Here is a 13,961-nt window from a genome sequence, read left to right as displayed (position 1 = left end):
AGATAACATGTGAAGGTACTAATTTTAGAAGGAGATCGAATATGGCACAATCAAATATAAAAGTGGCTGTACAAAAGTTTGGTAATTTCCTAAGTTCTATGGTCATGCCAAATATTTCAGCATTTATTGCTTGGGGGCTAATTACAGCTCTATTTATTCCTACAGGTTTTTTTCCAAATGAAAACCTTGCCAAAATGGTTACCCCAATGGTTACCTATTTACTTCCTATTTTAATTGGATATACAGGTGGTAAACTTGTTCATCAAGAACGTGGAGCGGTTGTTGGTGCAATTGCAACAATGGGTGTTATTGCAGGAGCAGACATACCAATGTTTCTTGGTGCAATGGTAATTGGTCCGTTGGGTGGCTTCGTCATTAAGAAATTTGACCAGTTAATTGAAGGGAAAATTAAAGCTGGTTTTGAAATGCTTGTAAACAATTTTTCTGCGGGTATTCTAGGGGCAATCCTTGCCATTCTAGCATTTTTAGGCGTTGGACCTGCAGTAGATGTGTTTACCGGATGGCTTGTATCAGGAGTTGATTGGTTGGTCGGAACAGGACTGCTTCCATTAACTAGTATTCTAATAGAACCAGCAAAAGTATTGTTCTTAAATAATGCGATTAATCACGGAGTTCTTTCACCAATTGGTGTGGAACAGGTAAAACAAACGGGACAATCCATTTTGTTCCTTCTTGAAGCAAATCCAGGCCCTGGTATCGGTGTTCTACTTGCGTATATGTTTTTTGGAAAAGGAACCGCAAAGAAATCAGCACCGGGTGCAGGAATCATTCACTTTTTCGGTGGTATTCATGAGATTTATTTCCCATATATCTTAATGCGCCCAATGTTATTTTTTGCTGTCATCTTAGGTGGAATGAGTGGAGTATTTACTTTGGTCCTTTTAGGCGGTGGATTATTTGCTCCATCATCACCAGGTAGTATTATTGCCATTACTGCGGTTACCCCACATCACGCAAGTGCATATATTGCAAACTTTGCTGGTGTAATCGTGGCAGCAGCTGTTTCATTTATTGTTTCTTCCTTTATTTTGAAAACGGGGAAACAGGGTGAGGATGACCTTGAAGCAGCCTCTCAAAAAATGCAAGAAATGAAAGGGAAGAAAAGCTCTGTATCAAATGTGCTTACAGACCAAGGAGCGATTCCTGACAATGTTACAAAGGTTATCTTTGCATGTGATGCTGGAATGGGTTCAAGCGCAATGGGAGCATCGTTGTTACGTAAAAAAGTAAAAGAAGCGGGAATGGATATTGCGGTTACAAATATGGCTATTAGTAATCTTCCAGCTGACGCTCAAATTGTCATTACACAGGAGGAACTAACTCCTAGAGCAAAAAACAAAGTACCTAACGCATATCATATTTCTGTTGATAATTTCCTTTCAAGTCCCGAGTACGATAAGCTAATTAGTGAGTTGCAATTTCCAGCAAGTTCCACGCTTCATGATATCGTTGAAGAGGCAGAAGAGAAGGGTACGGATAATTCGAACGAAGAAGTGTCACATAGTGATGATTTACTACGTCCTGAAAATGTCTTTATCAATCAGGAATTTGCTAATAAGGAAGAAGCAATCCGTTTTGCTGGTCGAGCATTGTTGAATGCGGGTTACGTCGATGAAAGCTATATTGAAGCGATGATTGAAAGAGATAACATGACTTCTACGTATATGGGAAATGATGTTGCGATCCCACATGGAACTGAAGAAGCGAAGAAGGCTGTTATTAAATCAGGATTTACAGTCCTTCAGGTTCCGAATGGTGTAGATTTTGATGGACAGAAAGTACGTTTAATCTTCGGTATTGCTGGAAAAGACGGTACACATCTTGAAATCCTTTCAGGAATCGCTGTTACTTGCTCCGATATGGAAAATATCGAAAAAATGGCTGAGGCAAAAACAGCTCAAGAGATTATCGAAATTATTGGTAAAAAGTAAATAAGAAATTAACAATAGAAAAGCGTACTTCTGCGCTTTTCTATTTTCTAGTTATTTCACTCAGGAACGAGTTGATACCATGGATATAACCTCAAGGGAAAAAGCCATAATTGAACTGATTATTAAAACTTCTGGAAAACATACCGTTCTTTCAATTGCAACTTCACTAAATGTAAGTACAAGGACTATCCAACGTGATTTAAAGGCAACGGAAAGGATCATTGAGAAGTTTGGATTAAGGCTAACACGCAACATGGATCAAGGTCTTTCTATTGAGGGGAAGAACGAGCAGATATACAGGTTAATTCAGCATTTGGCAGGGAGTACACCTATTGATCAACCTCCTCTCGAAAAAAAGCTTCGATTACTTTTAGCTGTATATGAAGAAGAACTATTTAAAATTCAAACTTTAGCAAGTCATCTTGGCGTCAGTTCAGCAACATTAGCCATTTATCTGGATGAACTGGCGGAATGGCTAGAGATTTTTCAATTACAGTTAACAAGAAAAAGAGGAGTAGGAGTAGAGCTGCATGGTACAGAGGCTAACAAACGAAGAGCACTTGTACATTTTTTCCTACAGTATTTTCATGATGAGTTTATAGAAAAACTATTTATTCTGGAAAAGGGAAGTCCAACCGAGGAAAAGATTCTTCATTATTTTTATCCAGATGACTTACTAGAAGTGCTTACCTTGGTCAATATAAGCTTTCATAAAACCCAAGCACGTGTAACAGATAGAGCATACTTGGAAGTGGTTTTACATATTTATATCAGCGTGCAGAGAACGGATGCTCACTTTTTTCTAGAAGAGGATGTTAACTTACTAGAAAAAGATGTTGCGATTGAATATGATCTGATGTTGATGATTAGTCGTGAGTTAGAACGAAAGCTTGATATGAGCCTTACAAAAAGAGATATTCTTTTTTTAGCATTGATTCTAAAAGGTACAAAGCTTCAAGGTGCTGAGGCTGAACCCGAAAACATTTTACTTGCTCAACTGATTAAAAATGTGATTCGCTCCGTTTCTAATCAGCTTCAGGTAAATTTAACGGATGACTTCTCATTATTTCAAGGGTTACTTGCCCATATGGAGCCAGCACTTTTTCGTATCGAACAGAAGATGGAGTCATTTAATCCACTTAAGGAAGAAATTAAACGAAAGTATCCAGTTTTGTTTATGGCAGTAAAAAATAGTGTAAAAGAGGAATTCAAATCCATTGACCATTTTCTTGAGGACGAGATTGCTTTTATGGTGTTACACTTCGGTTCCGCATTATTGATGCAGGAAGAATATTTGACGATTAAAGCTTTGGTGATCTGCCCTACCGGTATCGGGACTTCAAAGATGTTGGCTAGTAGAATCAAAAAAGAAATAGCAGAAATTGATACGGTTGATATTAAGTCGATTAAAGAAATAACAGAACATGTTGATTTACAATCATATGACGTAATAATCTCAACCGTAAGATTGCCTTTTATTGATGCAGAATACGTATTGGTAAACCCACTGTTGAGTACAGAAAACATTGAGACGATTAAAAGCTTTATACAGAATAATATTGAAGACATAGCAAAGGGCGAAAAATACAAAAAGATCGAACGTCATGCAGTGTTTTCATCCCGTGTGAAAAAAAACATGAATTTGCATGACATGCTTCATGATATGAAGGGTATTCAGCAGAGTATAGAGTCCATCATGCAAAATTACCGATTTTACCGGATGGATCATTCAGAAAGCCAAGAAATAATACTGAAAAAAATGTTGCAGATCGCAGAGAAAGAAAATCTGTTGACCGATTCTGCGGATATCCTAAATTCTCTAAAAGAGAGGGAAAAAAGAGGGGGTCTCGGAATTCCCCAGACCAATTTAGCATTATTTCATGCAAGAAATGAGCATGTGCGTGAGCTGATTTTCCGAATTGCCCATTTGCCTAATCCTTGTCTGGTGAGGGGAATGGACGGAAACATGGTCATGATGAAGAATCTGCTGCTCATGCTGGCTCCATTAGAGTTAAGCAATAGACAGCAGGAGATTATTAGCTTAATTAGCACGAACATTATTGAGACAGAAGAGGCTATTTTGATTTTTTCCTCAGCAAATGAAGAACTAATTTATAAAAGGTTAGAATCTATCTTTGCAGATTATCTTCAGTCGAATTTTAAAATAATTGATAGAGAGGGATGATGTAATGAAACAAGCAGTTCATTTTGGAGCGGGAAACATTGGAAGAGGATTTATTGGAGCACTTTTTTCTCAGTCCGGCTATCATGTTACTTTTGTAGATATTGCCGATCAAATCATTAATCAACTAAATGAAGAAAAACAATATAAAGTTAAGCTTGCAACAGATGAACAGGAAAGTATTCTAATAGAGAATGTTTCAGGATTGAATAATTTAAAACAGGAAGATAAAGTAGTAGAAACAATCAAGAAGGCAGCTTTTTTAACGACGGCGATTGGACCTAACATCCTCCCGAGAATCGCATCTTTAATTGCAAAGGGATTGGCTGCTAGGGTCGAAGAGAATAGTGACAAGCTTTATGTAATTGCCTGTGAAAATCAAATTTCTGCTACAGATCTTTTAAGAGGCTATATCCTTGAGCATCTTGATGCTAAAACACAAGAAAAGGTACTTGCTCAAGTTGAATTCTTAAATTCAGCTGTTGACCGGATTGTTCCGATTCAAAATAATCAAGGTTCTCTTGATGTGCTTGTTGAACCTTACCATGAATGGGTTGTTGAAACGAAAGAAGAAATTCCTCCTATTGAAGGAATGATTATCGTTCCAGAACTAGCCCCATTTATTGAAAGAAAATTGTTTACTGTTAACACAGGACATGCCGTCATTGCTTATTTCGGTTATCTTGCAAACAAAGAAACGATTGACCAAACACTAGCTGATGTGAATATCTACAATCAGGTAAAGGCCACACTGGGTGAGACGGGTGCTTATTTAATCAAACAGTACAATCTAGATCCGGAAGAACATCAACAATATATTGAGAAAATCATTAAACGTTTCCAGAATACTCATTTACATGATGGTGTAACAAGAGTAGGTCGTTCTCCGTTAAGAAAGCTTGGACCAGAGGATCGACTCGTACGTCCAGCCCTACAAGCTCAAAAAGCTGACCTTTCTTACGACAATTTAGCAAAGGCTATTGCTGCAGCCTTACTTTTTGATTACAAAGAAGATGAAGATGCAGTAAAGCTTCAGTCAATGATTAACGAACATGGAGTACCATATGTTCTTCAACAAGTATGTGGTCTTGATGACTCAAGCCAACTTGCAAAAGATATTATTAGACATTATGAAGTATTGAATGGATAAATCCATTTTTGTAGTGAAGTTTTTAGGGATTGCATGAGCAATCCCTTTTTCTAATTAACTGTTAATATTCTCTTTCTCTACTATATCTTTAACAACCTCTTCAATAGTTACATTGCCTAATACCTTTTCTAAAGCAAATTGAGCTGCTGATAATATAGGAGTAATCGAATCTTGTATATTTCTACCTACAGGACAATCCGGGTGTGGATTATCATGTAAACTGAATAGTTCTTTTTCCTTTACCACATCAACCGCCTTATAAACGTCAAGTAATGTAATAGTAGCTGGTTCCTTAGCAAGTTTTGCTCCAGCGATTCCAGGTTGTACTTCTATTAGTCCAGCTTTTTTGAGCATCCCCATAATTTTTCTGATCAAAGATGGGTTTGTGTTGACGCTCCCAGCTAAGAATTCTGATGAGCTAATTCCGTCTTTATTTAATTCAATAAGAGTTAATATGTGAACCCCAACAGTAAAACGGCTACTAATGGACATTTCATGCACCTACTTCATTATCATGTATTTAATTTGAATACAACGTATTATACCTTATCATTCGTAAAAAATAAAAAAGGTTTTGTTGACAAAACAGCTAGAAGTATCTATTATGAATACATGTAATCGAGATAAATACAGGTTAAAAATAAAAGAGTGGAGGAATAGGAAAATGAAATTATTAGTAACAGGTGCAACAGGTAAATTAGGAACGAAAGTGGTAGAAACTTTATTAAAAACAGTACCAGCCAATCAATTAGCTGTAAGTGTTCGTAACCCAGAGAAAGCGGAAGGATTTCAATCTCGTGGAGTGGAAGTTCGCCAGGGAGATTTTGACCGTCCGGAGACATTAGATTCTGCATTCGCAGGTATTGACAGACTTTTACTCATCTCTGCTGATGGAGATAATGACACAAGAATTAGACAGCATTCGAATGCGGTAGCTGCTACAGAGCGTGCTGGGGTTAAATTTATCGCTTACACTAGCATAGCGAACGCAATGGAAAGTCAAAACTTCCTAGCTCCAACTCATAAGGCAACAGAAGAAGCAATTATTAAAACGGGAATTCCATATTCTTTCTTACGTAACAATTGGTATTTAGAGAACGAAAGCTCAAGCATTCAAGGTGTACTTGCAGGCGCTCCTTGGGTAACTTCAGCAGGACAGGGAAGAGTGGGCTGGGCATTGCAACAAGACTATGCAGAGGCTGCAGCAACCGTACTATCTGGGAATGGTCACGAAAACACAATCTATGAATTATCTGGAAAGCTATTAACGCAGGAAGAAATTGCGTCTGCTTTGGGTACAGTTTTAAATAAGGAAGTACCTGTACAACAAGTGGATGATGCTACTTATGCGGATATCATGAAAGGTGCTGGGGTACCAGATTTCCTTATCCCTTTCCTAGTGAACATTCAGAAAGACATTCGCGAAGGAACACTAGAAGTTGAGAGCAATGATTTCGAAAAACTTCTTGGCCGTCCGGCTACACCGATTACTGAGGGGTTAAGTCAAATTGTTAAGAGTATCTCTTAGTACCCATTATTTTTTTGGGTTAAAAAATATAGGACCTTTAAGTTAAGCACCCGAACTGATAAATAGACGGAGAAATTCCGCTAAATTAGTAATTTTTATGAAAAAAGGCTTAAATAGACGGACAGATTCCGCCTATTGGCTCGAAAAATTCGAAAAGGGGAGATTTTGCTTTGCATAAGCGGAAAACCTCCCCTTATTTACCCTGAAAATAGCTCCATTCTGCATTTAAGCGAAAAATATCCGCTTATTTTACTATTGCTCGTTACTCGACTAATGATAAGACCCCTTATTCCAAGAGAACCTCATTTTAATGAAGGACCTCTTGGAATAAGGGGTTAATGGAGTTTACACTTTAATAAAATTCTCAACAACAAAAGCAGACATACCAATAGCAATTGAATATTTACCAAGTTTTGAGAAATCTAATTGGAATTCGTTTTGGTGAAAAGCGAGTGAGTGATTTTCAATCGTTGAAAGAATGGGTTGTTCAATCCATTCTTTAGCCATCGATAAACGATTGCCTATGATTACCTGGTCAGGATTAAAGGTATTGATAATATTGTTGATTCCATATCCAAGGTAAGCACCTATCTCTGTAAATAAATTCTGAGCATTTTTATCTTCACTATTAGCTAATTGTATTAAGGATTCAAGCGAATTCCCATTTTCTCCAGCTTTCTCCAACAGGGCCTGTTCAGATGCGTATGCTTCCCAGCATCCCCTGCTGCCACAATTACATGGCTTTCCATTAATATCAATGATCATGTGCCCCATCTCACCAGAAAATCCATTTTTCCCTTGATATAGTTCTTTGTTTAAAATGATTCCTACACCAATCCCGATACCAGCACTAATATAAATGATGTTTTGATAATCTTGCCCAATACCAAACTGTTGTTCACCAAATGCCCCAGCATTCGCTTCGTTTTCAATGATGACGGGGACATGGAATAAGTCCTCAAGGTCCTTTTTTATTTGAGTGTTTTTCCAACCTAAATTGGGCGCTAACAGAACTGAACCCTCTTTGTTAACTATTCCAGGTACACCTACACCTATCCCAACAATTCCATATCTACTGCTAGGCATCTCGGCGATTAATGACTGGATCATTTCTTTAACAATCTCGATGGTAGCAGCATAGGGGGTTTTGTGAACAGTCTGATTTTTTTCAATGACGATATTCCCTTTTAAATCAGTCAGTACACATAATACATAGTTCACTCCGATATCAATTCCAATGGAATATCCAGCTATTTTATTAAAATGGAGAATAACAGGGCGGCGGCCTCCACTAGATTCTCCAGGACCGGATTCATAAACTAGATCTGCGGCTAATAATTCATTTACTAAAGAAGAGACGGTTGCTTTATTTAATCCAGAGACTTGAGCAATGTCAGCTCTTGAAATGGGCTCTTTTTCCATAATCAACTGTAATACGAGGGCTTTGTTATTTTTTTTCACAACTTGTTGATTCCATGTAATGGTTTCCAATGCTAAAAACTCCTTGTTTGATAGTAAATATATTTTAACACAAAAACTTTGTTTATTGGGTATACAAACTTAGATGACTGGTGTTATAATCAACTTAAGTTAGTCAAGAATGTTGTAAGGAGGAACCTTTTATTTATTAGAAATGAATCCGTTTACAATCTGTCTTTGACATCTACATACTATTATTTACATCTCAGAAGATGATTTGGGTTGGTATTTCAATTTATAATACATTTCATTTACGAGAGTAGGGAAGAAAATGGCTAAGAATATGTTTTTCAATGCGCATCATTCACCAATTGGAGCGTTTTCTAGTTTTACGCTTGGTTATTATGGAAATGGAGGGGGATTGGATCTAGAGCTAGGACGATCACCAAGAAAAAGTGTTTTTGTCGGAGTTGAATCTAGTGAACAGGAAGGAATGTACGATGCACTACCTTTCTTTGAACTAGTAGATGATGAAAGTAAGCGCTATGATATTGAAAATATGGATCCGAATCCAGATAAACCTCGTATTATTCGTCCGTATTCAAAGGAAGAAATCCATCGCGATTTTCAGTTAGGAACGGACACGTGGGAGGCAGGCGATTTGAGTTTTACTATATATACTCAAGTTGAATCTGTACCTGACCCTTCTTCAGCAACAGACGAAGAATTAAAGAAAGCGATCATTCCAGCTGTTTGGGCAGAGCTTACCATTGATAATACAAAAGGTAGCAAAAAGCGCCGTGCATTTTTCGGGTATCAAGGAAGTGACCCATACAGTTCTATGCGACGTTTAGATGATGCGTGTGATGGCATTGTAGGTGTGGGCCAAGGACGTTTAACGGCTATTACAACGAATGATTCTGAAGTAAAATCAGCTTTACACTTTAGTTTAGAAAATATACTAACTACTCCTTTTGAGGAGAATTGGACCTTTGGGTTAGGACCTGTTGGTGCTCTCGTAATGGATGTTCCGGCAAGACAAAAACGAACCTATAAGTTTGCTATATGCTTCTATCGAGGTGGCTATATAACGGCTGGTATGGATGCTTCGTATTATTACACAAGATATTTTTCGAATATCGAATCTGTTGCTGCTTATGCATTGGAAAAAGCTGATGATTTTCTCAGTCGAGCTAAGCAGGCTAATAGATTGGTAGATGATGAGAAATTGTCAGACGATCAAAAGTTTATGATGATTCATTCGATTCGGAGCTATTATGGTTCTACTCAATTACTAGATACCAATGGTGAAGCTTTTTGGGTAGTAAATGAAGGGGAATATCGAATGATGAATACCTTTGATCTGACAGTAGATCAAATTTTCTTCGAATTAAAAATGAATCCATGGACAGTGAAAAATGAGTTAGACATGTTTGTCAGTCGTTTTAGCTATGAAGATAAAGTACGCTTTCCGGGAGAAGAAACAGAATATCCAGGTGGAATTAGTTTTACCCATGATATGGGAGTGGCCAATACCGTCTCTAGACCACACTATTCTTCTTATGAGCTATACGGATTAGACGGATGTTTTTCTCATATGACGTATGAACAGTTGGTAAACTGGGTGTTATGCGCGTCTGTTTATGTGGAACAAACTGGAGATAAACAGTGGTTACAAACTAATTTAGATATATTTGTTCGTTGCTTTGAAAGCATGCTTAATCGTGATCATCCTGAACCAGATAAACGCGATGGCATTATGGGACTTGATTCTTCACGTGTCATGGGCGGAGCTGAAATTACAACGTATGATAGTTTAGATGTTTCGCTTGGTCAGGCAAGAAATAATATTTATCTAGCAGGGAAAACATGGGCTTCGTATGTAGCGTTAGAAAAGCTATTTAGAGAAAACAGACTAGAGGAGAAATCAAAAGAGGCTGGAGCACAAGCTGAAAAATGTGCAGCAACCATTGTCTCTCATTTCACTCCTGATGGGTATATACCAGCAGTAATAAAAGAAGGAAATAACTCGAAAATTATTCCTGCCATTGAAGGACTAATCTTCCCATATTATACAAATAACAAGGATGCCTTAGATCCCAATGGCCGTTTCGGTGCCTATATTCAAGTGTTAAAGACCCATTTGAAAACCGTTTTAATTGAGGGAGTTTGCTTGTTTGAAGATGGTGGGTGGAAAATTTCCTCTACTAGTAATAATTCTTGGCTAAGTAAGATTTACTTATGTCAATTTATTGCCCGTGAAATTCTTGGTTTGGAGTGGGATGAAAAAGGAGCGCAGGCAGATGCTGCCCATGTAAAATGGCTGACACATCCAACATTATCTGTTTGGAGCTGGAGTGATCAAATTATTTCTGGAGAAATTTCAGGAAGCAAGTATTATCCACGCGGAGTAACAAGTATTTTATGGCTTGAGGAGAGTAAAAAAACGGTACCACTAAATAAGGTTACACAACAAGCCTAATAAGGCATTCAAGTTTATATACTTAGTTTGTTTTATATATAAACTATCTTAATAGAAAAGAATTTTTATAAAAATATAATACCTTTAGGAGGAATAACCATGGCATATTTCGAATCAATTAACAAAATTCAATTTGAGGGTGCAGCATCAAAAAATCCGTTAGCATTTAAGTATTACAATCCCGAAGAACTGATAAACGGTAAGACAATGGAAGAAATTCTTCGTTTTTCTGTAGCTTATTGGCACACGTTTACGGCTGACGGATCTGATCCGTTTGGTGTGGGTACAGCTCTTCGTCCTTGGGACCATTTAAGAGGGTTGGATTTAGCAAAAGCACGAGTGGAAGCTGCTTTTGAGCTTTTTGAAAAGCTTAACGTTCCTTTCTTTGCCTTCCACGATGTGGATATTGCTCCAGAAGGAAGAACCCTAAAGGAAACCAATGAAAATCAAGATGTGATTGTTTCCATGATCAAGGAATATATGAAAACAAGCAAAACAAAATTGCTTTGGAATACAGCCAATATGTTCACTAACCCAAGATATGTCCATGGAGCTGCTACTTCCCCTAATGCAGATGTATTTGCCTATTCTGCCGCCAAGGTGAAAAAAGCGCTAGAAGTTGCAAAAGAGCTGGGTGCCGAGAACTATGTATTTTGGGGAGGACGTGAGGGATACGAAACACTCCTTAATACGGATATGAAGCTCGAACAGGATAATTTAGCTCGATTCTTCCATATGGCAGTGGACTATGCAAAAGAAATTGGATTAAATGTTCCATTCTTAATTGAGCCAAAGCCAAAAGAGCCTACAAAACACCAATATGATTTTGATGTAGCTACTGGTCTTGCATTCTTGCAAAAACATGATTTAACTGATTATTTCAAGTTTAATATTGAAGCAAATCATGCCACTTTAGCAGGTCATACATTTGAGCATGAACTAAGAACAGCTCGTATTAACGGAATGCTTGGCTCTGTAGATGCGAACCAAGGTGACACACTACTTGGTTGGGACACAGATGAATTCCCAACAGATTTGTATACGAACACATTAGCCATGTACGAAATTTTGCAAAACGGGGGCTTAGGTAGTGGTGGCCTAAACTTCGATGCAAAAGTGAGAAGAGGGTCATTTGAATCGGAGGATCTATTCCATGCACATATCGCTGGTATGGATGCTTTTGCCATCGGTCTAAAAGTTGCCAATAAACTAATTGAAGATAAAGTGCTTGATGGTTTTATTGAAGAACGCTATAGCAGCTATACAAAAGGAGTTGGACTAGAAATCGTAGAAGGAAGAACAAACTTCCGTGAACTTGAAGCGTATGCTCTTCAATTAACAGAAATCAAAAATACATCAGGTAGAACAGAGCGCCTAAAAGCTGTAATTAACCAATATTTATTAGAAACTCTTTCAAGTGTAACTGTTTAATAACGATCAATAGAATGTGAAACATGTGCTGGCAGTATATTTACTCCAGCACATTTTCATAGAAAGGATGATATAGATGAAATACGTGATTGGTGTTGACCTCGGTACGAGTGCAGTAAAAATATTACTTGTTAATCAGAATGGTGAGGTTTGTAATGAAATAACGAAATCTTACCCTCTCATAATTGAAAAATCAGGTTTTAGTGAACAAAACCCGGAAGAATGGGTAGAAAAAACGATATCAGGTTTAACTGAACTTGTTGAACAGTTTGACGGTGACATTGAGGATATTGAAGGTCTTAGTTTCTCAGGTCAGATGCATGGTCTAGTATTACTAGATGAAAACAATAAAGTATTAAGGAATGCAATTTTGTGGAATGACACGAGAACAACGAAACAATGTAAGGACATTTACGAGGTTGTCGGGAAACAGACGGTACTAGAATTAACGAAGAACCCTGCGTTGGAGGGCTTTACTTTACCAAAGATTCTTTGGGTAAAAGAACAGGAGCCGGAAATTTTTCACCAAGCTTGTACGTTTCTGCTTCCAAAGGATTATCTCCGTTACCGGATGACAGGAAATATCCATATGGAGTACTCTGATGCGGCAGGAACATTATTATTAAACGTGACAAAACGTGAGTGGAGTATAGAAATGTTAGAAGCCTTTGGTCTTTCCTCTACTTTCTGTCCCCCATTAGTAGAATCACATGCGTTTGTAGGTACGGTGACAGCTGAATTTGCAAAAGAAACGGGGTTACTGGAGGCTACAAAAGTATTTGCAGGTGGAGCAGACAATGCGTGCGGTGCCATTGGCTCTGGAATTCTATCTGAAGGGAAAACTTTATGCAGTATCGGAACCTCTGGGGTTGTACTCTCCTATGAAGCAAGAAATGACTTGGATTTTGAAGGAAAGGTTCATTATTTTAACCATAGTGAAGAAAGTGCTTACTATACGATGGGCGTTACCCTTGCAGCTGGTTATAGTTTAAGCTGGTTTAAAGAAACGTTTGCCAGAAATGAAGGTTTTGAAGAATTTTTGGAAGGAATTAATGAAGTACCTGCCGGGAGTAATGGCTTACTATTTACTCCGTATTTAGTGGGGGAAAGAACACCACACGCAGATTCAAACATTCGAGGTAGCTTTATTGGTGTAGACGCTGCCCACGAACGGAAGCATTTTTCACGTGCAGTCCTTGAAGGTATTACTTTCTCATTAAATGAGTCTCTAGAGATCTTTAGACAAAGCGGGAAAACAATTAATTCTATCATCTCCATTGGTGGAGGAGCTAAAAATGAAACATGGCTGCAGATGCAGGCAGATATCTTCAATGCCAAAATAGAGAAGCTTACAAGCGAACAAGGACCAGGTATGGGGGCAGCAATGTTAGCTGCATACGGGTGTGGATGGTATTCATCGCTTAAGGAATGTGCGGAAGTATTTATTCAAACGTCAAAAACATACGAGCCAATCGAAGAGAATGTTCAAGCTTATAATAAATTATTCGGTATTTATCAGCAGGTATATAGGCAAACAAAGGAATTGAACGAACAATTAAGCGAATTTAGAAAGTAATAATTGAAAGGATGGTGATTCCTATGAAAAAGGTAATGGGTCTACTTCTAGCTTTTTCTTTATTACTCATTTCAACTAAGGTGTACGTTCCAGTGGTTTCAGCAGAGAAAAATTCAAATATTAAAATTCCAGTTTTACTATATCATGTGGTTAAACCGAATCCAGATCCGACAAATCCATACCAATTTAGTTTAGAAGAATTCGAGAATCATATGGCTTATCTAAAAGAAAATGGCTATCG

9 protein-coding genes and 1 pseudogene are annotated in these 13,961 nt (G+C 37.8%); 8 read left to right on the top strand and 2 right to left on the bottom strand.

What is annotated here, in order from left to right; all coding sequences use genetic code 11:
- Positions 1-41: 41 nt before the first annotated feature.
- The 3 genes from ACGLXV_RS14205 (at position 42) to ACGLXV_RS14195 (ending at position 5,284) form a co-directional block, all read left to right on the top strand.
- The gene (locus tag ACGLXV_RS14205; RefSeq protein WP_391559137.1) at positions 42-1,952 is read left to right on the top strand and encodes a PTS mannitol transporter subunit IICBA; all 1,911 of its coding nucleotides are present in this window, start codon (positions 42-44) and stop codon (positions 1,950-1,952) included.
- Between the two features lie 79 nt (positions 1,953-2,031).
- Positions 2,032-4,137 carry a BglG family transcription antiterminator gene (locus ACGLXV_RS14200; RefSeq protein ID WP_391559136.1) on the top strand — a complete coding sequence of 702 codons (2,106 nt, stop codon included), beginning with the start codon at positions 2,032-2,034 and terminating at the stop codon, positions 4,135-4,137.
- Positions 4,138-4,141: 4 nt separating this feature from the next.
- Positions 4,142-5,284 carry a mannitol-1-phosphate 5-dehydrogenase gene (locus ACGLXV_RS14195; RefSeq protein ID WP_391559135.1) on the top strand — a complete coding sequence of 381 codons (1,143 nt, stop codon included), beginning with the start codon at positions 4,142-4,144 and terminating at the stop codon, positions 5,282-5,284.
- A gap of 54 nt (positions 5,285-5,338) precedes the next feature.
- Here the strand turns inward: ACGLXV_RS14195 and ACGLXV_RS14190 are convergent, their stop codons facing one another.
- Positions 5,339-5,776, bottom strand: coding sequence for an Rrf2 family transcriptional regulator (locus ACGLXV_RS14190; RefSeq protein ID WP_119709641.1), 438 nt, complete (start codon positions 5,774-5,776; stop codon positions 5,339-5,341).
- A gap of 172 nt (positions 5,777-5,948) precedes the next feature.
- Between ACGLXV_RS14190 and ACGLXV_RS14185 the strand changes: the two genes are divergently transcribed.
- Positions 5,949-6,812: an SDR family oxidoreductase gene (locus ACGLXV_RS14185; protein ID WP_391559134.1), complete on the top strand. Its 864-nt coding sequence runs from the start codon at positions 5,949-5,951 to the stop codon at positions 6,810-6,812.
- A gap of 345 nt (positions 6,813-7,157) precedes the next feature.
- Here ACGLXV_RS14185 and ACGLXV_RS14180 read toward each other — a convergent pair whose 3' ends face one another.
- Positions 7,158-8,303: an ROK family protein gene (locus tag ACGLXV_RS14180; protein WP_391559133.1), complete on the bottom strand. Its 1,146-nt coding sequence runs from the start codon at positions 8,301-8,303 to the stop codon at positions 7,158-7,160.
- Between the two features lie 259 nt (positions 8,304-8,562).
- Here ACGLXV_RS14180 and ACGLXV_RS14175 point away from each other — a divergent pair, with 259 nt between their 5' ends.
- The 4 genes and pseudogenes from ACGLXV_RS14175 to ACGLXV_RS14160 all read left to right on the top strand — a co-directional run.
- Complete coding sequence (locus tag ACGLXV_RS14175) at positions 8,563-10,713, top strand: glycoside hydrolase family 52 protein (RefSeq protein WP_391559132.1); 2,151 nt, start codon at positions 8,563-8,565, stop codon at positions 10,711-10,713.
- A 99-nt stretch (positions 10,714-10,812) separates the two neighbouring features.
- Entirely contained in the window at positions 10,813-12,144 is a 1,332-nt protein-coding gene (gene xylA / locus ACGLXV_RS14170; RefSeq protein ID WP_391559131.1) for a xylose isomerase, read from the top strand.
- Positions 12,145-12,220: 76 nt separating this feature from the next.
- Complete coding sequence (xylB, locus tag ACGLXV_RS14165) at positions 12,221-13,720, top strand: xylulokinase (protein WP_391559130.1); 1,500 nt, start codon at positions 12,221-12,223, stop codon at positions 13,718-13,720.
- A 23-nt stretch (positions 13,721-13,743) separates the two neighbouring features.
- A pseudogene (locus tag ACGLXV_RS14160) lies at positions 13,744-13,961 on the top strand (hypothetical protein); the annotation flags it as partial.

Source organism: Robertmurraya sp. (assembly GCF_036676585.1).
Lineage (GTDB): Bacteria > Bacillota > Bacilli > Bacillales > Cytobacillaceae > Robertmurraya_A.
This window is presented reverse-complemented; position numbering and strand designations above follow the sequence as displayed.

Bases quoted from the DNA above. Each gene is read 5' to 3' on its own strand.
- xylA (WP_391559131.1), top strand. From the start codon at position 10,813: ATGGCATATTTCGAATCAATTAACAAAATTCAATTTGAGGGTGCAGCA.
- ACGLXV_RS14200 (WP_391559136.1), top strand. From the start codon at position 2,032: ATGGATATAACCTCAAGGGAAAAAGCCATAATTGAACTGATTATTAAA.
- ACGLXV_RS14195 (WP_391559135.1), top strand. From the start codon at position 4,142: ATGAAACAAGCAGTTCATTTTGGAGCGGGAAACATTGGAAGAGGATTT.
- ACGLXV_RS14205 (WP_391559137.1), top strand. From the start codon at position 42: ATGGCACAATCAAATATAAAAGTGGCTGTACAAAAGTTTGGTAATTTC.
- xylB (WP_391559130.1), top strand. From the start codon at position 12,221: ATGAAATACGTGATTGGTGTTGACCTCGGTACGAGTGCAGTAAAAATA.
- ACGLXV_RS14190 (WP_119709641.1), bottom strand. From the start codon at position 5,776: ATGTCCATTAGTAGCCGTTTTACTGTTGGGGTTCACATATTAACTCTT.
- ACGLXV_RS14185 (WP_391559134.1), top strand. From the start codon at position 5,949: ATGAAATTATTAGTAACAGGTGCAACAGGTAAATTAGGAACGAAAGTG.
- ACGLXV_RS14175 (WP_391559132.1), top strand. From the start codon at position 8,563: ATGGCTAAGAATATGTTTTTCAATGCGCATCATTCACCAATTGGAGCG.